This is a genomic window from Kitasatospora sp. NPDC015121 (assembly GCF_055562955.1).
Window position 1 is genome coordinate 327,989 of the sequence record NZ_JBVHEH010000003.1, and the last position, 23,071, is coordinate 351,059.

At 73.7% G+C, this 23,071-nt stretch carries 18 protein-coding genes and 3 tRNA genes; 1 reads left to right on the top strand and 20 read right to left on the bottom strand.

Annotated features, from left to right (window positions below):
• Positions 1–191: 191 nt before the first annotated feature.
• From leuS to ACZ3J7_RS05510, 11 genes are all read right to left on the bottom strand, one after another.
• Positions 192–3,071: a leucine--tRNA ligase gene (gene leuS, locus ACZ3J7_RS05460; protein WP_465617103.1), complete on the bottom strand. Its 2,880-nt coding sequence runs from the start codon at positions 3,069–3,071 to the stop codon at positions 192–194.
• A 207-nt stretch (positions 3,072–3,278) separates the two neighbouring features.
• Positions 3,279–4,571, bottom strand: a complete 1,293-nt coding sequence (locus ACZ3J7_RS05465; RefSeq protein WP_465617104.1) for a hypothetical protein — start codon at positions 4,569–4,571, stop codon at positions 3,279–3,281.
• Positions 4,572–4,663: 92 nt separating this feature from the next.
• Positions 4,664–4,736, bottom strand: a tRNA-Ala gene (locus tag ACZ3J7_RS05470).
• 182 nt (positions 4,737–4,918) lie between these two features.
• Positions 4,919–4,991: transfer RNA gene (locus ACZ3J7_RS05475), tRNA-Ala, on the bottom strand.
• A gap of 38 nt (positions 4,992–5,029) precedes the next feature.
• A tRNA-Ala gene (locus tag ACZ3J7_RS05480) sits at positions 5,030–5,102 on the bottom strand.
• Positions 5,103–5,254: 152 nt separating this feature from the next.
• On the bottom strand, positions 5,255–5,902 hold the full coding sequence (locus ACZ3J7_RS05485; RefSeq protein ID WP_465617257.1) for a histidine phosphatase family protein: 648 nt from the start codon (positions 5,900–5,902) through the stop codon (positions 5,255–5,257).
• Positions 5,899–6,336, bottom strand: a complete 438-nt coding sequence (gene rsfS, locus ACZ3J7_RS05490) for a ribosome silencing factor (protein ID WP_387643114.1) — start codon at positions 6,334–6,336, stop codon at positions 5,899–5,901. The genes ACZ3J7_RS05485 and rsfS overlap by 4 nt, the downstream gene beginning before the upstream one ends.
• 166 nt (positions 6,337–6,502) lie before the next feature.
• Complete coding sequence (locus ACZ3J7_RS05495) at positions 6,503–8,563, bottom strand: LytR C-terminal domain-containing protein (RefSeq protein ID WP_465617107.1); 2,061 nt, start codon at positions 8,561–8,563, stop codon at positions 6,503–6,505.
• Between the two features lie 19 nt (positions 8,564–8,582).
• A complete protein-coding gene (gene nadD, locus ACZ3J7_RS05500; RefSeq protein WP_465617108.1) occupies positions 8,583–9,245 on the bottom strand; it encodes a nicotinate-nucleotide adenylyltransferase in 663 nt (220 codons plus the stop codon).
• Between the two features lie 175 nt (positions 9,246–9,420).
• Positions 9,421–9,570 (bottom strand): hypothetical protein, encoded by a 150-nt coding sequence (locus ACZ3J7_RS05505; RefSeq protein ID WP_014135723.1) that lies wholly within the window; start codon positions 9,568–9,570, stop codon positions 9,421–9,423.
• A 242-nt stretch (positions 9,571–9,812) separates the two neighbouring features.
• Positions 9,813–10,037 carry a hypothetical protein gene (locus tag ACZ3J7_RS05510; protein ID WP_465617110.1) on the bottom strand — a complete coding sequence of 75 codons (225 nt, stop codon included), beginning with the start codon at positions 10,035–10,037 and terminating at the stop codon, positions 9,813–9,815.
• Between the two features lie 238 nt (positions 10,038–10,275).
• On the opposite strand from ACZ3J7_RS05510, the gene ACZ3J7_RS05515 reads away from it, so the two are divergent.
• The gene (locus ACZ3J7_RS05515; RefSeq protein ID WP_465617112.1) at positions 10,276–11,358 is read left to right on the top strand and encodes a M48 family metallopeptidase; all 1,083 of its coding nucleotides are present in this window, start codon (positions 10,276–10,278) and stop codon (positions 11,356–11,358) included.
• Between the two features lie 29 nt (positions 11,359–11,387).
• Here the strand turns inward: ACZ3J7_RS05515 and ACZ3J7_RS05520 are convergent, their stop codons facing one another.
• The 9 genes from ACZ3J7_RS05520 to ACZ3J7_RS05560 all read right to left on the bottom strand — a co-directional run bounded on the left by ACZ3J7_RS05520 (position 11,388) and on the right by ACZ3J7_RS05560 (position 22,829).
• Entirely contained in the window at positions 11,388–12,446 is a 1,059-nt protein-coding gene (locus ACZ3J7_RS05520; RefSeq protein ID WP_465617114.1) for an SCO2583 family membrane protein, read from the bottom strand.
• Positions 12,447–12,542: 96 nt separating this feature from the next.
• Positions 12,543–13,148 (bottom strand): SCO2584 family spore wall biosynthesis protein, encoded by a 606-nt coding sequence (locus ACZ3J7_RS05525; protein WP_465617116.1) that lies wholly within the window; start codon positions 13,146–13,148, stop codon positions 12,543–12,545.
• 125 nt (positions 13,149–13,273) lie between these two features.
• On the bottom strand, positions 13,274–14,581 hold the full coding sequence (locus ACZ3J7_RS05530; protein WP_465617118.1) for a glutamate-5-semialdehyde dehydrogenase: 1,308 nt from the start codon (positions 14,579–14,581) through the stop codon (positions 13,274–13,276).
• Positions 14,582–14,802: 221 nt separating this feature from the next.
• Positions 14,803–15,405 carry a hypothetical protein gene (locus tag ACZ3J7_RS05535; RefSeq protein WP_465617119.1) on the bottom strand — a complete coding sequence of 201 codons (603 nt, stop codon included), beginning with the start codon at positions 15,403–15,405 and terminating at the stop codon, positions 14,803–14,805.
• An 80-nt stretch (positions 15,406–15,485) separates the two neighbouring features.
• Positions 15,486–16,622, bottom strand: coding sequence for a glutamate 5-kinase (gene proB, locus ACZ3J7_RS05540; protein WP_465617121.1), 1,137 nt, complete (start codon positions 16,620–16,622; stop codon positions 15,486–15,488).
• A 187-nt stretch (positions 16,623–16,809) separates the two neighbouring features.
• Positions 16,810–18,270: a GTPase ObgE gene (obgE, locus tag ACZ3J7_RS05545; protein ID WP_465617123.1), complete on the bottom strand. Its 1,461-nt coding sequence runs from the start codon at positions 18,268–18,270 to the stop codon at positions 16,810–16,812.
• A gap of 102 nt (positions 18,271–18,372) precedes the next feature.
• Positions 18,373–18,630, bottom strand: coding sequence for a 50S ribosomal protein L27 (gene rpmA / locus ACZ3J7_RS05550; RefSeq protein WP_014135732.1), 258 nt, complete (start codon positions 18,628–18,630; stop codon positions 18,373–18,375).
• 38 nt (positions 18,631–18,668) lie between these two features.
• Entirely contained in the window at positions 18,669–18,986 is a 318-nt protein-coding gene (gene rplU, locus ACZ3J7_RS05555; RefSeq protein WP_014135733.1) for a 50S ribosomal protein L21, read from the bottom strand.
• A gap of 237 nt (positions 18,987–19,223) precedes the next feature.
• Positions 19,224–22,829: an Rne/Rng family ribonuclease gene (locus ACZ3J7_RS05560; protein ID WP_465617126.1), complete on the bottom strand. Its 3,606-nt coding sequence runs from the start codon at positions 22,827–22,829 to the stop codon at positions 19,224–19,226.
• Between the last annotated feature and the right edge of the window lie 242 nt (positions 22,830–23,071).

Consider the following 23,071-nt stretch of genomic DNA (forward strand, 5'->3'; position numbering starts at 1 on the left):
CGGCCGCTTCCACGTCCACTCGAAGAACGGAGCTGTCCTTGTCCGCGTTCCCCTACCTACCCGTGTTCTCATCCGTGCTCGCGTTCCTCCGCCTGCCCGCTCGCCCGGGCCCGCGGACGGCGAAGGGCCGGCCGCCCCGCTGCGGGGACGGCCGGCCCGGTCCGGCCGACGGCGTGTCGGCCGGTGTCGCGTCAGGCGGTGACGATGTTCACCAGCTTCGGCGCGCGGGCGATGACCTTGCGCACCTCCGCGCCGCCGACGGCCGCGACCACGGCCGGATCCGCCAGGGCCAGCGCCTCCAGCTCGGCGTCCGAGATCGACGGCGGGACCTCCAGGCGGGCCTTGACCTTGCCCTTGATCTGCACGACGCAGGTCACGGTGTCGTCGACCAGGTAGGTCGGGTCGGCCACCGGGTAGTCGGCGAAGGCCAGCGACTGCTCGTGGCCCAGACGGCGCCACAGCTCCTCGGCGATGTGCGGGGCCAGCGGGGCGACCAGCAGGACGATCCGCTCGGCGACCGAACGCGGCGTGGAGCCACGCTTCACCAGGAAGTTGTTCAGCTCGATGGCCTTGGCCACCGCCGTGTTGAACCGCATGCCCGCCATGTCGCCGCGGATGCCGTCGATCGTCTTGTGCAGCGCGCGCAGCGTCGCCTCGTCCGGCTCCTCCTCGGTCACCACCAGCTCGCCGGTGACCTCCGAGACGATGTTGCGCCACAGCCGCTGCAGGAAGCGGTACGAGCCGACCACGGCCCGGGTGTCCCAGGGGCGGGAGACGTCCAGCGGGCCCATCGCCATCTCGTACAGGCGCAGCGTGTCCGCGCCGTACTCGTCGGCGATCTCGTCGGGGGCGACCGCGTTCTTCAGCGACTTGCCCATCTTGCCCGCCTCGCGGCGGACCGGCTCGCCCTGCCAGAAGTACTGGCCGTTGCCCTCCGGGTCCACGACCTCGGCCGCGGGCACCGGGAAGCCCCGGGCGTCGCGGTAGACGTCCGCGGTGATCATGCCCTGGTTGAACAGCTTGTGGAACGGCTCGACCGAGGAGACGTGGCCCAGGTCGTGCAGCACCTTGTGCCAGAAGCGGGCGTACAGCAGGTGCAGCACGGCGTGCTCGGCACCGCCGACGTACAGGTCGACACCGCCGGCGGGCTTCTCGGCGGTCGGGCCCATCCAGTAGGCCTCGTTGGCCGGGTCGACCACCGAGGTGGAGTTGACCGGGTCGACGTAGCGCAGCTCGTACCAGCAGGAACCCGCCCAGTTGGGCATGGTGTTGGTCTCGCGGCGGTAGGTCTTGACGCCGTCGCCCAGGTCCAGCTCGACGTTGACCCATTCCTCGTTGCGGGACAGCGGGGTCTTCGGGGAGGACGCGGCGTCGTCGGGGTCGTAGGTGTGCGGCGAGTAGTCGTCCACTTCGGGGACCTCGACCGGCAGCATCGACTCGGGCAGCGCGTGCATCGCGCCGGTCTCGTCGTAGACGATCGGGAAGGGCTCGCCCCAGTACCGCTGGCGGCTGAACAGCCAGTCGCGCAGGCGGTAGTTGACGGTGCCCTCGCCGATGCCGCGCTCGCCCAGCCAGGCAGTGACGCGGGCCTTCGCGTCGACCACCGACAGGCCGTTCAGCGACAGGTCCTCGCGCTCGGAGTTGACCAGCACCGAGTCGTAGGTGTCGAAGGCGTCGTCCCAGCCGTGCGGGTCCTCGCCGCGCCCGTCGGTGGGCTGCACGACGCAGCGCATCGGCAGGTTGAAGGCCCGGGCGAAGGCGAAGTCACGGCTGTCGTGCGCCGGGACGGCCATGATCGCGCCGGTGCCGTAGCCCATCAGCACGTAGTCGGCGATGAACACCGGGATCTGCTCGCCGCTGACCGGGTTGGTCGCGAAGGCGCCGGTGAACACACCGGTCTTCACCTTGGCGTCCGCCTGGCGCTCCACGTCGGACTTGGCAGCGGCGGCGGCCCGGTAGGCGGCGACGGCGTCGGCCGGGTTGGCGGCGCCACCGGTCCACTCCTCGCGCGTCCCGGCCGGCCACTCGGCGGGGACGACCGTGTCGACCAGGGCGTGCTCGGGCGCCAGCACCATGTAGGTGGCGCCGAACAGGGTGTCGGGGCGGGTGGTGAAGACGGTGACGGTGTCGCCGCCGACCGTGAAGTCCACCCGGGCGCCCTCGGAGCGGCCGATCCAGTTGCGCTGCTGCAGCTTGATCGCCTCGGGCCAGTCCAGCAGGTCCAGGTCGTCGATCAGGCGGTCCGCGTAGGCGGTGATGCGCATCATCCACTGGCGCAGGTTCGACTTGAACACCGGGAAGTTGCCGCGCTCGGAGCGGCCGTCCGCGGTGACCTCCTCGTTGGCCAGCACGGTGCCCAGCCCGGGGCACCAGTTGACCGGCACCTCCTTGGAGTAGGCCAGCCGGTACTCGCCCAGCACCTCGTCCCGCTCGACGCCGGACAGCTCGGCCCAGGCGCGGCCGCCCGGCACCTCGCGCTCGCCGGACTCGAACGCGGCGACCAGCTCGGCGATCGGGCGGGCCTTGGCGGCGGCCTCGTCGTACCAGGAGTCGAAGATCTGCAGGAAGATCCACTGGGTCCAGCGGTAGTACTCGGGGTCGATCGTGGAGATCGACCGGCGCGAGTCGTGGCCCAGGCCCAGCCGGCGCAGCTGCCGGCGCATGTTGGCGATGTTGTCCTCGGTGGACACCCGCGGGTGCACGCCGTGCTGCACCGCGTACTGCTCGGCGGGCAGGCCGAAGGCGTCGTAGCCCAGGGTGTGCAGGACGTTGTGCCCGTTCATCCGCTGGAAGCGGGCGTACACGTCGGTGGCGATGTAGCCCAGCGGGTGGCCGACGTGCAGGCCGGCGCCCGACGGGTACGGGAACATGTCCATGATGAAGCTGTGGGGCTTCGCGGCGACGGGCGAGCCGTCGGCCAGCGGGCCGGTCGGGTTGGGGGCGTCGAACGTCCCCTCCTTCTCCCACAGGTCCTGCCAGCGGGACTCGATCTCGGCGGCCAGCGCGGCGCCGTAGCGGAAAGGCTCGGTGGCGGCTTCGGCCGAGCCGGAAGCGGGGGTCGTCTCGCTCATGGTCCTTCGGGCTCCATCGTCATCAGTCAGCGAACAGGCCGTAGAAAGCAGAAAACCCCTCCGCAGGAGGGGACGCCACGCCGACTCCGGCCTACAGACCGGTCCTGGTCAGCGCGGCCGGCTAAGGAGCAGGCGCACAGTTCGCATGGGCTCAGGGTACCGCACCCCCTCAACCCCGTTCCGCCCCACCGCGTCGATCCCCCGCCACTACGCCTCCGCGCGCATCGCGGTGTCGAAGTCCCGCAGGGCCCGGGCCACTCGCGCCGACTGCATGCCGGCGGCGAGCAGCCGGGCCCGGTCGGCGGTGCGTTCGGCTTCGGCCCGCTCGCCGGTGCGCCGGTAGGAGTCGGCGAGGCGCACCATCAACAGCGCCTTGGCCCGGGCCCGCTCGCCCGCGAGGGAGTCGATCGCGGTCAGCAGCAGGCCGCGCGCCCGCCCGTGCTCGCCGAGCAGCAGGTACCCCTCGCCGACCATGCCCTCCAGGTCGGCCCGTTCCTGGGCGTGCCCCTCCACGTCCGCCAGCTCACGGAACGCCCGCTCGGCGACCGCCTCGGCGCTGATCTGCTCCCCCTTGCGGCCGTGCGCCCGGGCGATCCGCCCCAGTTGCAGGGCCCGCTCGCGCGGGGTCAGCACGCCTTCGGCGGCGCGCAGCGCGGTGGAGAGCATCGCCACCGGGTCCAGCCCCCGCCCGCCGGGGTTGTACGTCGCCTGGACGGCGAGGCAGCCGACCACGCCGACGCCGAGCCGCGGGTCGCCGGAGACGTGCGCGGCCCGCAGCGCGGCGACGAAGGCCCGCTGGGCGGCGGCGTCGTTGCCCATGTCGTAGTTGGCCCAACCGACCAGCCGGGCCAGCCTGCTGGCCGCGCCGTACAGCTCCCGGCCGAGCGGCTCGTCGTAGTTGCCGAGCTCCAACAACTTGCCGACCATGGCGAGTTCGGCCTTGGCGAGGTCGAGGATCAGACCGCCGCCGTAAGCGCGTTCCAGGCGCTGCTTGGATTCGTAGGACAGCCGCAGGTCGGCCAGTTGCTCCGGGGCGATCCGCAGCGCGCCCTCGCCCCCGGTGACCGGCGGCGGCGGAGAGGCCCAGTGCCGGGCCGCCTGCTCCAGTTCGTCGCCGCGGAACAGGTCGGTCAGCCGGACCGGGGCGCCGTCGGCCCCCGCCTCGTGGAGCGCGGTCTGCGCGGTGCCGGCGGTCCACGGATCGGTCAGCAGCCGGGGGGAGAGCATCTTCGCGCCCCGGTGGGAGCCCATCCGGCCCCAGAGCTGTTCGTAGGTGACCGCGATGCCGACGCTGCGGCCGAGCACCTCGCAGACGGTCTGGTCGTGCGGCGAGCGCGGCACCATGCCACGGTCGCGCCACTTGTACGGCGCGGTGGAGCTGATCGCCATGCCGGCCGGGAGCACCGCGTTCACCTCGCGGGCCAGCCGCTCCGGGCTCCAGCCGAGCTGGTGGAGTATCCGGGCGAGTTCGTCGTTCCGTTTTCGCACCAGGTCGGCCATGGCACGACCGTAGCGGCCCCGCGCCCCGCTCGGCAGGGAAGTCCCGTGAACGGCCGGAGGCCGCCCCTCGCGGGACGGCCTCCGGACTGCTGTGGAGCTAAGGAGAATCGAACTCCTGACCTATTGCATGCCATGCAATCGCTCTACCAACTGAGCTATAGCCCCATGCTGTTACTGCTGTCACCTGCGGTTTCCCTCGGCGACATCGACAACTGTACACGTTCGGCGCCCCCGGCCCTAATCCGTTCCGGCACCCCCGCGAGCAGCCGTGGGACCGGCCGCGAGGGCGGCTGCGGAGACACCGAAGGCCGCCACCCTGTTCGGGCGGCGGCCTCGCGGAACTGCTGTGGAGCTAAGGAGAATCGAACTCCTGACCTATTGCATGCCATGCAATCGCTCTACCAACTGAGCTATAGCCCCGCGACACTGACGACCACTCACGGACCACCGGTGCGGAGTGGAGCTAAGGAGAATCGAACTCCTGACCTATTGCATGCCATGCAATCGCTCTACCAACTGAGCTATAGCCCCGCAGTTCCGCGACTTCCGCCCCCGGTTTCCCGTCTGCGTTCTTCGCTGCGAACGAGGAAGACTCTAGCTGGTCAGAGCCGGAACTGTGAAATCCGGGTCGGTCGGTCGTCAGGTCCGGCCTCGGCTTGCGCCTCGGGCCTCGGGCCACCGCCTCAGGTCTCGTCGCCGATGACCGGCTGCGGCAGGGTGCCCGCGTTGTGCTCCAGCAACCGCCAGCCGCGGGAGTCCAGGCCGAGCACCGACCAGCAGCAGTTGGAGAGGCCGCCGAAGCGCTCCCACAGCTCCGGCTCCAGGCCCAGCATCCGGCCGATCATGGTGCGGATGGTGCCGCCGTGGCTGACCACCACCAGGGTGCCGCCCTCCGGCAGCTTCTCCACCGCGTCCAGCACCACCGGAACGGAGCGGTCGGCCACCTCGGTGGCCAGCTCGCCGCCGCCGCGCCGGACCTGCTCGCCGTTCGTCCACGCCCGGTACTGCTCCGGGTAGCGGGCCTGGATCTCGGTCTTGGTGAGCCCCTGCCACTCCCCCGCGTAGGCCTCCCGCAGGCCCTCGTGGTGGTGCGCTTCGAGGCCGGTGAGCGCGGAGAGCTCCGCGGCGGTGCGCCGGGCCCGCTGCAGGTCGGAGGAGACCAGCAGGTCGGGCCGGAGCCCGGCGAGCAGTCGGGCCGCCCGCTGGGCCTGGAAGACGCCCTGCTCGGTGAGCTCGATGTCGGTGCTGCCCTGGAACCTCGATTCGAGGTTCCAGGAGGTCTGGCCGTGCCGCCAGAAGACGATGCGCGGCCAGGCCCCGGGGCGGCTCAGAGGTCGCCCCCGGAGACGGCGTTGCCGGCCGCGTCGGTGACGGCGTTCTCCGGCCGGTTGCGGGTGGCCAGCGCGTCCTCGGGGAGCGGCAGCTCGGGGCAGTCCTTCCACAGGCGGTCGAGCGAGTAGAAGGAACGCTCCTCGGAGTGCTGGACGTGCACCACGATGTCGAGGTAGTCGAGCAGGATCCAGCGGCCCTCGCGCTCGCCCTCCCGGCGCACCGGCTTGGTGTCGAGCTTCTCGCGCAGCTGGTCCTCGATCTCCTCGGCGATCGCCCGCACCTGGCGGTCGTTCGCGGCGGAGGCGATCAGGAAGGCGTCGGTGATCGACAGCACCTCGCTGACGTCGAAGGCGATGATGTCGTGCGCCAGCTTGTCGGCCGCCGCCTGCGCGGCGACGGTGATGAGTTCCTGGCTTCGGTCGGTGACGGTCACGATGCTCTTCCGGATCGGCTGTGGGGATACCCACCCAGGATCTCACGAACGCGGCGGAGCCCCCGAGCGTTTTCCGCCCGGGCCCTCCGACCGCCCCACGCGCCGCCCCGCACCCCGCCCCGCGCCGCTCCGCCGCACCGCCCCGCCGTACCCCGGCCGACGCCGCTCACTGGGTCTTCTGCGACGGCGGCTGGTAGTCCTTGCCGACCACCAGCACCAGGTCCGCGTTCTGCGCCTCGGTGACCTTCTTCACCACCGAGTCCGGCAGTCCCATGCTGGTCGCCAGGGTGAGGGCGGCCGGCTGCTTGGCGTCGTCGGTGTAGCGGATCTCGGAGACCGCCTGGTCGGGCGCCTTGGCGCTGGACGGCAGCGCGTCCATGCCCGCGTTGATCACCGCGACCTGCGCGGCGGCCACCGCGGTGTCGTTGCCGGCGGCGTTGACCAGGGTGACCCGGGTGGAGCCGCCGGTGCCCTTGGCGCTGCCGAGGGCACCGCCGAGGATCTCCTTCACCTGCTTGCCCGCCGTGGCGTCGTCCAGGGTGCCGTCGGCCTTGGTGGTGAGCACGGCGGTGGACAGGTGCCCCGCCTTCGCCTGCTTGGCCAGGTTGACCAGCACGCCGGCCAGCGCGCTCTCCGGGAGCGACGGGTCGGCGACCGAGTTCATCCGGCGCACGTCGTCGGTCGCGTCCGCCATGGTGACCGGCATCGCGTTGATCACCGCGGACATCACCTGGCCGAAGCGGGCCAGCTGGGCGCCCCGGTCCTCCCCGGGCGCCTGCAGGGTCGCGTACGCGACGGCGGCGTGGCCGTTCAGCAGGACGTCCTTGCCCGCCGGGGCCAGCACCTTGCCGTCCGGCTTGCCGTCCTCGCGCACCTCGGCGTTGGTGTCGACCTTGATGCCGCCGAGCTGGGAGACCAGCAGCAGCAGGTAGGGGGTGTCCAGCCGCCAGGTGCCGGCCACCTTGGCGCCGAGCACCGAGGTCAGGCCGTCACGGGTGGCGGAGGCGCCGACCTCGTCCAGGGACTTGCCGACCGTGGTGCTGACGGAGGCCCCGTTGCTGGGCAGCTGCAGGGTGTCCGGCAGCAGCAGCACGGTCGCCTTCTTCCCGCCCTCGTCGTCGACCAGCAGCGCGGTGGTGACCTTGCCCTGCGGGTCGCGCAGGTGCACCACGTTCACGTACCGACCGCCGATCGCCTCGGTCGCGTCGTCGCCACCGCCGAGCTTCCCGGCCCACCACAGGTAGCCCACCCCGCCCGCCGCCAGCACCGCCACCACCACCAGCAGCGAGACCAGCCGGTTGCGCAGCCGGCGCCGGCGCTCGGCCCGCACCTCGCTGCGCGACTCGGCGAACTTCAGCCAGTCGATCGCGTCCTCGGACTCCTCCGTCTGCTCGTCGACGAAGCTGAACTCGCCCGTGGTGTACGAGTCCCCGCCCTTGGCCTTCGCCCGGGCCGCCGCCGCTGCCGCCGCCCGACCGCCGACCTGCTCGGACGGCTCCGCCGCCGGCTCGGCCACCGGTGCCGCCCCCGGCCGCGCCCGCGGCGGCACCACCGCAGCGGTCGGCCCGACCGGGCCCGCGCCCGCCCCGCCCACCGGGTTCACCGGCGCCACCGGCGCCTGCCCGGGCGCCGCGGCCGGCTCCCGGTAGAGCCCCTGCGCGGGCGGCTGCTGCCCGTAGTAGGGGTCGTGGGGCTGCTGCCCGTACGCCTCCCGGCCCCCGCGCTGCTCGCCAAACTGCCGTCCGTGGCCCTGCTGTTCGTACCCCTGCGCCTCGTAGCCGCCCTGCTGGTACCCGGTCTGCTCGTACCCGCCCTGGCGGTAGCCGCCCTGCTCGTACCCGGAAGCCTCGTACCCGGAAGCCTCGTACCCGGACGCCTCGTATCCCGCGGCCCCGTACCCGGACGCCTCGTACCCCTGCGCCTGCTGGTACCCGCCCTGCTGCCCGCCACCACCGCCGTACGGGTCCTGCGGGTACTGGGCGCCGTACTGGTCGTACTGGTGGTCGTACTGGCCGCCGCCCTGCCCGTACCCCTGCTGCGGCGACTGCGGCTGCGGCTGCGCCTGCTCGTAGCCCTCGTAACCCGGCTGCTGCTCGTAGCCCTGGTAGCCCTGCTGCTGCGCGTAGTACCCGGGCTGCGGCTGCTGCTCGGGCTGCGGGTGGGGCCGGCGGGGCTGGGGGGGCTGCTGCTGGCCGAACCAGTTCTGGTCGTCGGACGTTCCGGTCACGTCGTCCCTCCTGGGGGCATCAAGGCCGGGCCGACGCGTACAGCGCCCGCTTGTGGATGTATCGGACCACGCCGTCCGGCACCAGGTACCAGATGGGTTCGCCCTTGGCGACGCGCACCCGGCAGTCGGTGGAGGAGATGGCGAGCGCGGGCACCTCGACCAGCGAGACGCCGCCGACCGGCAGGCCGGTGTCGGAGAGAGTATGGCCCGGCCTGGTGCAGCCGATGAAGTGCGCGAGTTCGAAGAGTTCCTCGGAGGAGCGCCAGGAGATGATCTGGGCGAGGGCGTCGGCGCCGGTGATGAAGAAGAGTTCGGCGTCGGGGTGGAGGCTGCGCAGGTCGCGCAGGGTGTCCACGGTGTAGGTGGGGCCGTCGCGGTCGATGTCGATCCGGCTGACCGAGAACTGGGGGTTCTCGGCGGTGGCGATCACCGTCATCAGGTAGCGGTCCTCGGGCGGCGAGACCTGCCGGTCGGACTTCTGCCAGGGCTGCCCGGTGGGGACGAAGATCACCTCGTCCAGCTGGAAGGCGCTCGCCACCTCGCTGGCGGCGACCAGGTGCCCGTGGTGGATGGGGTCGAAGGTGCCGCCCATCACGCCCAGCCGTCGCCTGCGCGAACCCTCGCCCGGCGCGGAGGTGCCCGGCGCCGCGTTCGCCCCAGAGGTCTCGACCTGCTCTCTCATGGCGCCACACCTTACGCGACCCGGATGTCCCGGGGGTTCCGCCCTCCGACGGGCCCCGGACGCACCGCGCGGTGCGTCCGGCGCACCGCCGGGCGCCCGCCGCCCCGGGGCCGCGGGTGCTTCAGCGGACGGGACGGCGGCGCGACCGGTCGGCCACCGGTCGGTGGCCGGCGGGTCAGCGGTCCCGGTTGAAGCGGGTGGTGATGAACAGCAGGAGCAGCAGGATGAACAGCGCCGAGCCGCCGGTCAGCAGGGGGTTCAGGCTGTCGTGGTTACCACCCTCCTCGGCGAGGCGGGCGATGGCGGGCAGGGCGGCAGTGGTCATGGTCTGCGGGACCTTCTCGGCTCGGTGTGAGGACCAGGCGGTCACGGACCGTGCGGCCCGCGCGCTCATCGTACGGGGGGCTGACGCGCAACCGCGCGGCGGCCCACCGCGTCTGACCCGTCGTGAGCCGCGGTCCGGCCGTCCGCACGCGGGTGCGCCCGGTGCCCGGCCCCGGATCCGCGCCCGGAAGCCGGGTCGGGCGGCCCGGCGGGGGCGCTCAGCCCGGCTGGTCGGCCGCGCGCTCAGCCCGGCTGGTCGGCCGAGCGTTCGGCCGTGCGCTCGCTCTCGCGGGCGGCGCTGGCGCGCGACGCGTCGCGCTTGGCGCCGTCCCGGCTCGCCCGGGCCAGCGCCCAGACCATCAGGCCGACTCCGACGAAGGAGGCGATCAGGATGATCCGCAGGAACAGACCGGGACCGTTCTCGCTGGAGATCGGTCCGGCGAGCTGGACCAGGGCGGCAGAGGACATCACGGAGCTCCTTGTTCGGTACGGCACTGCCAGGGTAGTCCCGTTTACCGCCGCGACCGCCCGGCACCCCCGGGGTGTCCGCAGGGCGTGCGGAGAACGGTTCCGGGCCCTCCCCGGGCCGGTCCGGACGGCGTAGCGTGACCGCGGGGACGAGTACGTACACAGCGACGTTGAAGTGGAAAGCAGCGGGGGCCGGCCGGGGAGGCCGGTGCCGGCGTCGATCCAGGAGAGGTACTCAATGACCGACATGACCAAGGGTTCCGCACCGAGCCGCCGGCGCCAGCGCTTCCCGGAGATCTCCACCCGGGCCTGGGAGCACCCGGCGGACCGCTCCGGCCTGGTGGCGCTGCGCAAGCTCAGCGGCTTCGACGACGTCCTGAAGAAGCTGGCCGGCCTGGTGTCGGAGCGCAGCGTGCGCCTGATGTTCCTGGCCACGGCGGTCAAGACGTCGGAGCGCCAGTTCCCCGAGCTGTACGACATGGTGCGGGACGCCGCGTACCTCCTCGACCTGGAGAAGGTCCCGGACCTGTACGTCTCGCAGGACCCGAAGGTCAACGCGTACTGCATCGGCATGGAGACCCCGGTGATCGTGGTCACCACCGGCCTGGTCGAGCTGATGGACGAGGAGGAGCTGCGCGCGGTGATCGGCCACGAGGTCGGTCACGCGATGTCGGGGCACGCCGTCTACCAGACGATGCTGCTGATCCTCACCAACCTGGCGACCCGGATCGCCTGGATACCGCTGGGCAACCTGGCGATCATGGCGCTGATCACCGCGCTCAAGGAGTGGTTCCGCAAGGCCGAGCTGTCCAGCGACCGGGCCGGCCTGCTGGCGGGCCAGGACCTGCAGGCGTCGATGCGGGCGCTGATGAAGCTGGCCGGCGGCGCGCACATGGCCGAGATGAACGTGGACGCGTTCCTGGAGCAGGCCGCCGAGTACGACAAGGCCGGCGACCTGCGCGACAGCGTGCTGAAGCTGCTCCAGGTGCTGCCGCAGTCGCACCCGTTCGCGGTGGTGCGGGTGGCGCAGCTGAAGAAGTGGGCGGAGAGCGAGGAGTACCGCTCGATCATGGCGGGGGCGTACCCGCGCCGGGGCGACGACCCGGACGCCTCGGTCAGCGCGCAGTGGAAGGCCGCCGCCGAGTCGTACTCGCAGTCGATGAAGGACAGCAAGGACCCGCTGATGGGCCTGCTGCGCGACCTGGGCAACGGCGTCGGCACGGTCGGCGGCAAGCTCCGCGACACCTTCACCGGCGCCGGCCGGAGCAACGGCAGCGGCGGCGACGACGACAGCGCCAAGAACGGCGAGACCCGGGACTGACCGGACGGCCGGACGGTCCGACGACCCGGTCACCCGGTGATCGCCCCGATCACCCCGCAGGTCTGCCAGGCCGGCCTGCCGTGGTCGGCCGGGTCGACGGCCGGCGGGCTGCTCGACCGGACGCCCGCCGTGGTCGCCAGCAGCGGCTGCAGGTAGTCGCTCTGCCCGGCCGTGCAGGAGCTGGGCCCGGCCTGCACGGCCGCGTCGACCACCCGCAGCCGCCCGGCGTCCAGGTCGGCGCGGCCGACGTCGATGCGCACCGCCCGGCGCACCGCGTACAGGGTGACCGCCGGGTCGCTGCTGGTGCCGGCCGGGCGCAGCGCGTACACCAGGGTGTGGTCGGCGGTGAGTTCGAGGGTGTCGGGGTCGAGTTCGCCGACGTGGACGCTGCCGGTGGTCATGACGGTGGCGGTGGCCAGGTCGACCTGCCCGGGGTCGAAGCGGACCATCCAGCCGGTGGCGGCGTGGTGCTGGTCGTCGCGCGGCGCGTTCGTACTGTCGTCGTACTGGGCGAGCTCACCGGCCGTGAGCAGTTTGCGGACCTGCGCGGTCTCGTTGGCGGTCAGGGTGGCCGGGGCCAGCTCGGAGAGCACCAGGTAGTGCTGGACGGAGTCCAGCGCCCGCTGCACCTGGGAGCCGGTGAAGTGGGCGGTGGCGGCGGCGGCCGGGAGCCCGAACCCGGCGGCGCCGTCGGCGTACCCGGCGGGCAGCCCGGCGAACGGGTCGGCGCGGTCGGCGGCCGCGGTGACCGTGCCGGCGGGGGCGAGCGGGGTGAGGCTGACGGTCAGCTGGGTGCCGCTGGGCTGGACGACCTCGCCGCGCGGGGCGCTGATCCCGAAGTAGACGGCCGCGGCGAACGCGAGCGCGACCACCAGCAGCAGGACGAGCGCCTGCCGGGGCATCGCCAGCCGGCCCCAGCCGCGCCGCCGGGTGGCCCGCCCCAGGGCGCCGGCCAGCCGTTCCTGCGCGGACGGCTCCTGGATCCGGGCAGCCCGGACGAACGACTCGTCGAAGACGACGGACCGGAACTCGTCATCGTTGGAACCACCCTCGGGCGTGCCCCCAGGAGGCTCGCGCGGGTCACCCATGACACCAGGGTAGACTCGTCGGCCGCCCACGACGAGGGTGCGCGGGCAACGAGCGCGCGACGGCGGCCCTGGGTGCTCCGGGAGTCGCGGGGCCCGTCAGCCGACCGAGACCACGGCCACCGCGGGCGACTGCGCGGGGACCGCGGACGGACCGCTCTCCGCCGGCGCGCCGCCGGTGCCGCCCTGGCTGCTGCTGCCGCTGGTCGGCCGGGCCGGCGACTCCGGCGCGGCCCCGCCGACGCCCCGGTACACGGCGGCGACCGACAGCGCGACCAGGCCGACGCCCATCACCAGGGCCAGCACCCAGGCCACCGGCCGGTGCCAGCGCTGCTGGGCGACGCCGCCGCCGCGCAGCGGATCGAAGGCGCGGACCCGGGAGCGGCGGGTGCGCCGTTCCTGCCGGTCGCACCCCGACCACGGATCGGGGTAGAAGCGGTCCTCGTCCAGTCCGCCGGGCAACGGGCGCAGCTCCAACGGCAGCACGTCGTTGCCCGCGGTGAACTCGTAGCTCCGGGTCGCTCCGGCCTGTTCCGGCTCGAACCGGGCCTCGGCGGCGGCGAGTTGCCGCTCCAGGGCGCTCGGCTCGTGCACGGCGGCGGAGCGGACGAAGCTCTCGTCGAAGACCACGGCGGCGAACTCGTCGTTCGCATCACCGTGGTCGGCGCCGTCGGAGTACGGCGAGCCCCCCACATCCTCAGCCACGGATTCAATGTATTACCGGCCGGGTCGTTTGTCTGTGGGTCCGGCCGATCGGGTCCGGACGGACTACGGCATTCGGCCGCGCGAGCCGCGCCGACCGTCCGCCCGGACCCACCGGAGGAGCGGGCTCAGCCGCCGACGGTCTGCCGGGCCTCGCCGCGCACGTGCCCGTCGCCGGTGACGATGTACTTGGTGCTGGTCAGCTCCGGCAGGCCCATCGGGCCGCGGGCGTGCAGCTTCTGGGTGGAGATGCCGATCTCCGCGCCGAAGCCGAACTCCGCACCGTCGGTGAACCGGGTGGAGGCGTTGACGGCCACCGTGGTGGAGTCGACGAGCTGGGTGAAGCGGCGGGCGGCGGCCTGCGAGCCGGTGACGATCGCCTCGGTGTGGCCGGAGGAGTAGCGGCGGATGTGCTCGACCGCGGCCTCCAGCGAGGGCACCACGGCGGCGGCCAGGTCGAGCGAGAGGTACTCGGTCTCCCAGTCCTCCTCGGTCGCCGGGACGGCCGTCACCCCGGTGCCCTCGGCGGCCTTGAGCACCGCGTCGTCGCCGTGCACGGTGACGCCGGCCGCGGCCAGCGCGGCCAGCGCCGGCGGCAGGAAGGCGTCCGCGACGTCCTGGTGCACCAGCAGGGTCTCGGCGGAGTTGCAGACGCTGACCCGCTGCGCCTTGGAGTTCAGCAGCACGCCGACGGCCATCGCCAGGTCGGCCTGCGCGTCCACGTACACGTGGCAGTTGCCGGTGCCGGTCTCGATCACCGGGACGGTCGAGCCCTCGACCACGGTGCGGATCAGCGAGGCGCCGCCGCGCGGGATCAGCACGTCGACCAGGCCGCGGGCGCGCATCAGCTCCCGCACCGACTCGCGGCCCTCGCCCGGCACCAGCTGGACCACGTCGGCCGGCAGGCCCGCGCCGGCCACCGCCGCGCGCAGCACCTCCACCAGCGCGGTGTTGGAGCGGTAGGCGGAGCCCGAGCCGCGCAGCAGCACCGCGTTGCCGGACTTCAGGCAGAGCGCGGCGGCGTCCACCGTGACGTTCGGCCGGGCCTCGTAGATGATGCCGACCACGCCCAGCGGCACCCGGACCTGGCGCACGTCGAGGCCGTTCGGCAGGGTGTAGCCGCGCACCACCTCGCCCACCGGGTCGGGCAGGCCGACCACGCTGCGGACGTCGGCGGCGATCGCCGCGATCCGCTCCCCGGTCAGCGTCAGCCGGTCGATCACCGACTCGGCGGTGCCGGCCGCCCGGGCCCGCTCGACGTCCTGCGCGTTGGCGGCGGTGATCTCGGCGGACCGCTCGACCAGCGCGTCCGCGATCGCCAGCAGCGCGGCGTCCTTCACCGAACGCGGCACTGGCGCCAGGGCGGCGGCCGCCTCCCGGGCACGGCGCGCGGCGGCGAGGACGGGGCTGTCGGCGGTGGCGGTGGGATCGCTCATGCCGCCAAGCCTAGCGAGCCGACCCCCGTTCCCCGTCCCGCATTTCGCCCGCTGAGACGTCCGCGCCGGGCGGGGCACCGGGCCACCCCTGCACGCACCGGGCCACCCCTGCACGCGCCGGAACCCACCGGGCCGCCCCTGCACGCGCCGGGCCGCGCCGGAACCCACCGGGCCGCCCCGGGACCCGCCGGGCCGCGCCGGAGCGCCGAGCGCCCGGCGGCTCAGTACGGGTGCACCCCGCCGAGCTGCGGCGGCGGATCGCCGAAGCCCTCCGCGACCCGCTGGTGGTACGTCGGGCGGTCCACCACCTCCAGGCCGACGATCTCCCAGGCCGGGAGCTTCGCGCTGGCCTTGTGCTCGCCCCACAGCCGCAGCGCGATCGCCGCCGCGTCGTGCAGGTCGCGGGCCTCCTCCCAGTAGCGGACCTCGGCGTGGTCGGTGGCGTACCGGGCGGTCAGGAAGAACGAGTGGTCGTGGGCGAGCTTCTCCAGTGCGGTCCGCAGTTCGGGCAGTGGTGTCGCGGTCCCGGCCACGCTCAGCACCACGTGCCACATCCGGGCCTGTTCGCGTCCGGCCGCCGTGTCGGGAGCCTCCCGCACCGTCTCCTGCGGCCCCTCCCCCGGCCCCTCTCCCGGCCTCTCCCGCGGGGATTCCGGCCCGACCTCCCGCTCCGCCCCGCCCGGCGCCGCGCGCCCGGTGTCCGGCGCGGCCCCCTGCGGGACCCGACGCTCGACGTCCCGCTCGACGCCCCGGCCGCCCTCGATGCTGGTGAGCCGCCGCTCGGACCTCTGCCCCGGCAGCGCTTCCTCCCGCCTGCGAACCACCGGCGGCCTCCCATTCAGCGTGTCGCGCGGGCCCCCCGGCCCGCTGCTCCCACCCCCCGTACCGGCCCCGCAGCTCGCGCTCAGCCGCGCAGCACGACCAGGTCGTCGCGGTGGACGACCTCGCGTTCGTACGCGGCGCCGAGCTCCTGGGCCAGTTCTCGGGTGGACCGGCCGAGCAGACGGGGCAACTCCCTCGCATCAAAGTTGACCAGTCCGCGGGCGACGATGTGACCGTTTTCGCCAAGAAGGTCGACCGGATCGCCTGCGGCGAACTCCCCTTCGACCCGGGTCACCCCGGCCGGCAGCAGGGACTTGCCGCCGTGCACGACCGCCGCCACCGCGCCGTCGTCCAGGGTCAGCGCGCCGCGCGGGGAGGAGGCGTGCTCCAGCCAGAGCAGCCGGTCGGCGGAGCGGCTGCCGGTGCGCGGGAACAGCGTGCCGGTGGGGCGGCCGGCCAGCGCGTCGGCGGCCTGGCTGGCGGCGGTCAGCACCACGGGGATGCCCGCGCCGGTGGCGATCCGGGCCGCCTCGACCTTGGTGACCATGCCGCCGGTGCCGACGCCGGCCTTGCCGGCGCTGCCGATCTCCACGCCGGCCAGGTCCTCGGGGCCGCGCACCACCGCGATCCGGCTGCTGCCGGGCTTGGCCGGGTCGCCGTCGTACAGGCCGTCCACGTCGGAGAGCAGCACCAGCAGGTCGGCCCGCACCAGGTGCGCGACCAGCGCGGCCAGCCGGTCGTTGTCGCCGAACCTGATCTCGGCGGTGGCGACGGTGTCGTTCTCGTTGACGACCGGCATCGCGCCCATGGTCAGCAGCTGGTCCAGGGTCCGGTACGCGTTGCGGTAGTGCGCCCGGCGGCTGGCGTCCTCGGCGGTGAGCAGCACCTGGCCGACCCGCACCCCGTAGCGGGCGAAGGAGGCGGTGTAGCGGGCCACCAGCAGGCCCTGGCCGACGCTGGCGGCGGCCTGCTGGCGGGCCAGGTCCTTGGGGCGCTCGGCCAGTCCGAGCGGGGCCAGGCCGGCCGCGATCGCGCCGGAGGAGACCAGCACGACCTCCGGCGCGTCCTTCCGGGCCCGCAGCTTGGCCAGCGCGTCGACCAGGGCGTCCACCCGGTCGGCGTCCAGCCCGCCGGCGGCGGTGGTCAGCGAGGACGAGCCGACCTTCACCACGATCCGCCGCGCCGAGACGACCTCCTCGCGGAGCAACTGATCCACCATCAGTCCGACCTTTCCGAGGAGCCCGTGCACGCCCTGTGCACGTCCGCAATCTAGCGAGCCGAATTGCGGCTCACGAAATCGCGACGAGGTGTGAGACGACGCCCTCCCCGAGGACGCGCGCGGGGGCGCGGACCTCACGGTCCGCGCCCCCGTCGTGCCCCGGCCGCCGCACCGCGGCCGACCGGTCCTACTGGTCGAGCTCCTCGCGGCCCGAGGAGAGCGCCTCGAAGTCCAGGTACTCCTGCTCCGCGGCGTCCCGCCCGCGCTGCCGCTCGCGGCGGCGGTCGACGGCGGGGCGCTGGGTCTCCATCCGGTGGTCCTCGCCGCGGCGGCCGAGCATCTCCGCGCCGGCGGCCATGGTGGGCTCCCAGTCGAAGACGACGGCGTTCTCGTCGGGGCCGATGATGACGGTGTCGCCCTCCTTGGCGCCGATCTTCCACAGCTCCTGCTCGACGCCGAGCCGGGCCAGCCGGTCGGCGAGGTAGCCGACGGCCTCGTCGTTGGCGAAGTCGGTCTGCCGGACCCAGCGTTCGGGCTTGCCGCCGCGGATCCGGTACGCGCCGTCCTCCTCCTCGATGGTGAAGCCGGCGTCGTCGACGGCGGTGGGCCGCAGGACGATCCGGGTGTTCTCCTCGACGGGCTTGGCGGCGCGCGCGGCGGCGACGATCTCGGCCAGCGCGAAGGAGAGTTCGCGCAGGCCCTTGTGGGCGAGCGCGGAGACCTCGAAGACCCGGTAGCCGCGCTCCTCCAGCGAGGCGCGGGTCAGGTCGGCGATGTCCTGGCCGTCCGGGACGTCGATCTTGTTGAGCGCGACCAGGCGCGGCCGGTCCTCCAGGCCGCCGTACTGGGCGAGTTCGTCCTCGATGGTCTCCAGGTCGGTGAGCGGGTCGCGGCCGGGCTCCAGGGTGGCGCAGTCCAGCACGTGCACCAGCACCTCGCAGCGCTCGACGTGCCGCAGGAACTCCAGGCCCAGGCCGCGTCCCTGGCTGGCGCCGGGGATCAGGCCGGGCACGTCGGCGATCGTGTAGACGGTCTCGCCGGCGGTGACCACGCCGAGGTTGGGGACGAGGGTGGTGAACGGGTAGTCGGCGATCTTCGGCTTCGCGGCGGAGAGCACCGAGATCAGCGAGGACTTGCCGGCGCTCGGGTAGCCGACCAGGGCGACGTCGGCGACGGACTTCAGCTCCATCACGATGTCGCGGGCCTCGCCGGGCTCGCCGAGCAGCGCGAAGCCGGGGGCCTTGCGGCGGGCGGAGGCCAGCGCCGCGTTGCCGAGGCCGCCGCGGCCGCCCTGGGCGGCGACGAAGCTGGTGCCGTTGCCGACCAGGTCGGCCAGCACGTTGCCCCGGCGGTCCATGACCACGGTGCCGTCCGGGACCGGCAGCACGATGTCCGGGCCGAGCGCGCCGGTGCGGTGACCGCCCGCGCCGGGCTTGCCGTTGGCGGCCTTCCGCTTGGGCGAGTGGTGGTACTCGAGCAGCGTGGTGACCTGCGAGTCGACGACCAGGATCACCGAGCCGCCGTCGCCGCCGTTGCCCCCGTCGGGGCCTCCCAGCGGCTTGAACTTCTCCCGGTGCACGGAGGCGCAGCCGTGGCCTCCGTTACCCGCGGCGACGTGCAGTTCGACGCGGTCCACGAAGGTGGTCATGAGGGGTGCCTCCCGTGCGAAGAAATGAGGTTGTCCTGCGGTAAAGCGGAAGGGTGGGCCCGGATCATCCCGGCCCACCCTTCACAGCGAGTCTGTACGGACTCAGGCCTCGACGGCCACGATGTTGACGACCTTGCGGCCGCGACGGTTGCCGAACTGCACGGCACCGGCGGTCAGCGCGAAGAGGGTGTCGTCACCACCACGGCCGACGTTGGCGCCCGGGTGGAAGTGCGTGCCGCGCTGGCGGACGATGATCTCGCCGGCGGAGACGACCTGGCCGCCGAAGCGCTTCACGCCGAGGCGCTGGGCGTTCGAGTCACGACCGTTGCGAGTGGAACTCGCACCCTTCTTGTGTGCCATCTGGCTATCCCCTTTCTAGGAAAGACCGCAGGAAGTTGTTACTTGCTGACCGAGTCGATGCTGGTGATGCGCACCGCGGTGTGCTTCTGGCGGTGGCCCTGACGACGGCGGTAGCCGGTCTTGTTCTTGTAGCGCAGGATGACGATCTTGTCGCCCTTGGTCTGGTCGACGACCTCGGCGTGGGCCTTCACGCCGCCGAGCACCCACGGGTCGGAGGTGATGGACTCACCGTCGACGACGAGGATGGTCGAGAGCTCGACCGAGTCACCCGGCTTGGCGTCGATACGGTCGATCTCCAGCACGTCGCCGACGGCGACCTTGTGCTGGCGGCCGCCGGCGCGAACGATCGCGTACATGCGGTACCTGCTTTCCTAACTCGGTCGGAACTCCGGATGCCAGCCGCCTGGGTATGGACACAAGCGGGCCTCCCCCGTCGGACGCCGAACCGGTGTCCATCCGGGAGGTGAGGTGCTCTGGAGCATGGCGTCAACACGCCGAGGGTCAACAATACGGACCGGCCCATCCGAAGACAAACCGGGACGTGCGCGGGGGCCGGGAGCACCGCGTCGGCGGTGCTCCCGACCCCCGTGGGCTCACTCCGCGGCGCCGTCGCCCTCGGCGGTCGCGGCCTTCTTGGCCGCCGCGCTGGTCCGCTTGGTGGCGGTCTTGCGCGCGGTGGTCTTCTTGGCGGCCGCGGCGGTGGTCTTCTTCGCCGCGGTCTTCTTCGCCGCCGCCTTGGCCGGCGCCGCCTTCTTGGCGGCGGCGGTCTTGGTGGCGGCCTTGCGCGGGGCGCGCTTCTTCGGCGCGGCCTCCTCGGCCGGGGCCTCGGCCTCCGCCCCGGCGGGCTGCTCGACCTCGACCTCGACGGCGACCTCGGCCGCCGGCTCCACCGAGGCGACGGCCTCGGCCGCCACCTCCGCGGCGGTCGAGGCGGCCTCGGCGGCCGACTTCTCGGCGGCGGCGCTCAGCGCGGCCTCCATCGCGGCCTCGGCGCGGGCCTGCAGGACCACGATCTCGGCCTCGCCGGACGACCCGGCCGGAGCGGTCGCCTTGCGCACCGCGCGGCGCCGGGTGCGGCCCCCCGCCGCGGGCGCGGCCGGCGGGATCTCCACCAGGCTGGGCTTCTCCTCGGCGACCGGCGCGGCGGCCTCGACCGCGGCCTCCACCGCCTCGGCGACGGCCTCGACGGCCTCGTCCTCGACGATCTCCAGGTCCGCGACGGCCCGCTCCAGCTCGGCGACGGCCTCGACCGCGGCCTCCACCGCCTCGGCCTCGGCCTCGGCCTCGGCGGCCTCCGTGCCCTCGGCGGTCTCGGTGCCCTCCACCGCGTCGGCCTCCGCGTTCCCGGCCCCGCCGCGGCCCCGGCGGCGGCGCTTGCCGCCGCCCTCGCCCGCGGTGGCGGCGGCCTGCTGCGGGGCGCCGTGGCCGTGGCCGTGGCCGGGCTGGTCCATGTGGACGATCACGCCGCGGCCGTTGCAGTGCACGCAGGGCTCGGAGAAGGACTCCAGCAGGCCCTGGCCGACCCGCTTGCGGGTCATCTGGACCAGGCCGAGCGAGGTGACCTCGGCGACCTGGTGCTTGGTCCGGTCGCGACCCAGGCACTCCAGCAGGCGGCGCAGCACCAGGTCCCGGTTGGACTCCAGCACCATGTCGATGAAGTCGATCACGATGATGCCGCCGAGGTCGCGCAGCCGCAGCTGGCGGACGATCTCCTCGGCCGCCTCGATGTTGTTGCGGGTGACGGTCTCTTCCAGGTTGCCGCCCTGACCGACGAACTTGCCGGTGTTGACGTCGACGACGACCATCGCCTCGGTCCGGTCGATCACCAGCGAACCGCCGGAGGGCAGCCAGACCTTGCGGTCCAGCGCCTTCATCAGCTGCTCGTCGATCCGGTACGTGGCGAACACGTCGACGTCCGAGGTCCACTTCTGCAGGCGCTCGGTGAGGTCGGGGGCGACGTGGGAGACGTAGTCGTGGATGGTGTTCCACGCGTCGGCGCCGCTGACGATGACCTTGGTGAAGTCCTCGTTGAAGATGTCGCGGACCACCCGGACGGTCATGTCGGGCTCGCCGTAGAGCAGCGCCGGGGCGTTGCCGGTGGCGGCCTTCTTCTGGATCTCCTCCCACTGCTGCTGGAGGCGCTGGACGTCGCGGGTGAGCTCCTCCTCGGAGGCGCCCTCGGCGGCGGTGCGCACGATCACGCCCGCGTCGTCCGGGACGATCTTCTTGAGGATCTGCTTGAGGCGGGCCCGCTCGTTCTCCGGCAGCTTGCGGGAGATGCCGGTCATCGAGCCCTCGGGCACGTAGACCAGGTAGCGGCCGGGCAGCGAGATCTGGCTGGTCAGCCGGGCGCCCTTGTGGCCGATCGGGTCCTTGGAGACCTGCACCAGCACGGACTGGCCGGACTTCAGCACCGACTCGATCCGGCGCGGGCCGCCGTGGCCGCCGAGCGCGCCGAAGTTGACCTCGCCTGCGTACAGCACGGCGTTGCGGCCCTTGCCGATGTCGACGAACGCGGCCTCCATCGACGGCAGCACGTTCTGCACCTTGCCCAGGTACACGTTGCCGACGTACGAGGTGGCCTGCTCCTTGTTGACGTAGTGCTCGACGAGCACGCCGTCCTCCAGGACGCCGATCTGGGTGCGGGCGCCGTTCTGGCGGACCACCATGACCCGCTCGACGGACTCGCGGCGGGCCAGGAACTCGGCCTCGGTGATGATCGGGACGCGGCGGCGGCCCAGCTCGCGGCCCTCGCGGCGGCGCTGCTTCTTGGCCTCCAGGCGGGTGGAGCCCTTGATCGACTGCACCTCGTCCGGGTCGAACGCGGGCTCGGCGGAGCGGCGGCGCGGCTCGCGCACCTTCACCACGGTGCGCACGCCGTCCTCGGTGGTCTCGGGCTGCTCGGGGCCGCCCTCACCGCTGCGGCGGCGGCGACGGCGCCGGCGACGCGAGGAGGACAGGCCGGCGGCCAGGTCGTCCTCGTGCTCGTCCTCGTCCTGGCCCTCGGCGTCCTCGTCGTGGGCGTCCTCGGCCTCGGTCTCGGCGCTCTCGGCCTCGACCGCCTCGGGGGCGTCCTCGGCGTCACCGCGACGGCGGCGGCGGCCACCGCGACGGCGGCGGCGGGACGGGCGGTCGTCCTCCCAGTCGGCGTCCTGCTCGGGGCCGGCGGCGGGCGCCTCGACCTCGGCCGGGCTCTCGACGGCGGGCGCGGCCGGGGCGGGCTGCGGAGCGGCCTTGGCGGGCTGCTGGACGGCCTTGGCGGGCCTGGCCGACTGCTGGACGCGCACCGCGGTGCGGACCCGGCGGCGGCCGACGCCGCTGTACTCGAACTCGTCGTCACCGGAGCCGGCGGACGCGGCGGGGGCCTCCGGCGCGGCGGCAGCGGCGGCCGGGGCCGGCTCGGCCGCCTTCGCGGCGGGCGCGGGGGCGGTGTAGGGCGCGGGCTCCTGGAAGACCGGCGCCTGGAAGATCGCGGTGGACGGGCGGACGGCCCGGCGGCGGGCGCGCGGCGGCTCCGCCTCGACGACCGGCTCAGGCTCCGCGACGGCCTCGGCCTCGGGCTCCTCCTCGGCGGCCTCGGGCTCCGGCTCGGCCCCGGCGGCGGGCTCCTCGGCCACGACCGGCGACTGCACCGGCGCGGACGCGCGCTTGCGGGTCCGCCGGGCCCGGACGGGCTTCTCCTCGGCGACCGGCTCGGCGGCCACGGGCTCGGCCACGGCGGCTTCGGGCTCCGGCTCGGCCTCGGCGGCGGGCTCCTCGGCCACGACCGGCGACTGCACCGGCGCGGACGCACGCTTGCGGGTCCGCCGGGCCCGGACGGGCTTCTCCTCGGCGACCGGCTCGGCGGCCACGGGCTCCGCCACGGCGGCAACGGGCTCCGGCTCGACCTCGGCGGCGGGCGCCTCCGGCGCACCGGCCGGGGACTCCACCCGCTTGCGGGCGCGCCGGGCGCGGACCGGCTTCTCGGGCGCCGCCTCGACGGGCGCCTCGGCGGACGGCTCGGCGGCCGCGGCGACCACCGGCTCGGCGGCGGGCGCGACCACGGTCTCGGCGCCCTCGCTCGCGGCACCCTGCGGGGAGCCGGCCGGGCGGGACACCGCCCGGCGGCGGCGCCGGGGCGGGGCCGCGGAGGCGCCGTCGGCGCCGCTGTTGTCGTTGTTGTCGGCCGCAGCGGGCTGCGGTTCGGTGTTTTCGAGCATGCGGGTGTGTCTCCCGTCAGGCCCCCGGGCTCCGCGTCCGGGCACGACGCTCCACCGCTTTTCACCAGCCGGACGGCCGCTTCGGGCGGTCCGGCTCCCACGGTGCCGTCGTGCGGACGTGAGGCCGCACAGGGGCTCGTAGTCTCGCTCGACCTCCTGCGGGGCGCGGGAGGTCGAAAAGTCTTCTGGTCTGACCAGTCTTCTCAGTTTTCAAGGGCCGGGCCGAGGGGGTGGCCGGGCCT

Coding starts and splice junctions, on each gene's coding strand:
- leuS (WP_465617103.1), bottom strand. CDS start 3,071: ATGAGCGAGACGACCCCCGCTTCCGGCTCGGCCGAAGCCGCCACCGAG.
- ACZ3J7_RS05465 (WP_465617104.1), bottom strand. CDS start 4,571: ATGGCCGACCTGGTGCGAAAACGGAACGACGAACTCGCCCGGATACTC.
- nadD (WP_465617108.1), bottom strand. CDS start 9,245: ATGAGAGAGCAGGTCGAGACCTCTGGGGCGAACGCGGCGCCGGGCACC.
- ACZ3J7_RS05505 (WP_014135723.1), bottom strand. CDS start 9,570: ATGACCACTGCCGCCCTGCCCGCCATCGCCCGCCTCGCCGAGGAGGGT.
- ACZ3J7_RS05510 (WP_465617110.1), bottom strand. CDS start 10,037: ATGTCCTCTGCCGCCCTGGTCCAGCTCGCCGGACCGATCTCCAGCGAG.
- ACZ3J7_RS05515 (WP_465617112.1), top strand. CDS start 10,276: ATGACCGACATGACCAAGGGTTCCGCACCGAGCCGCCGGCGCCAGCGC.
- ACZ3J7_RS05520 (WP_465617114.1), bottom strand. CDS start 12,446: ATGGGTGACCCGCGCGAGCCTCCTGGGGGCACGCCCGAGGGTGGTTCC.
- ACZ3J7_RS05530 (WP_465617118.1), bottom strand. CDS start 14,581: ATGAGCGATCCCACCGCCACCGCCGACAGCCCCGTCCTCGCCGCCGCG.
- proB (WP_465617121.1), bottom strand. CDS start 16,622: ATGGTGGATCAGTTGCTCCGCGAGGAGGTCGTCTCGGCGCGGCGGATC.
- obgE (WP_465617123.1), bottom strand. CDS start 18,270: ATGACCACCTTCGTGGACCGCGTCGAACTGCACGTCGCCGCGGGTAAC.
- rpmA (WP_014135732.1), bottom strand. CDS start 18,630: ATGGCACACAAGAAGGGTGCGAGTTCCACTCGCAACGGTCGTGACTCG.
- rplU (WP_014135733.1), bottom strand. CDS start 18,986: ATGTACGCGATCGTTCGCGCCGGCGGCCGCCAGCACAAGGTCGCCGTC.
- ACZ3J7_RS05560 (WP_465617126.1), bottom strand. CDS start 22,829: ATGCTCGAAAACACCGAACCGCAGCCCGCTGCGGCCGACAACAACGAC.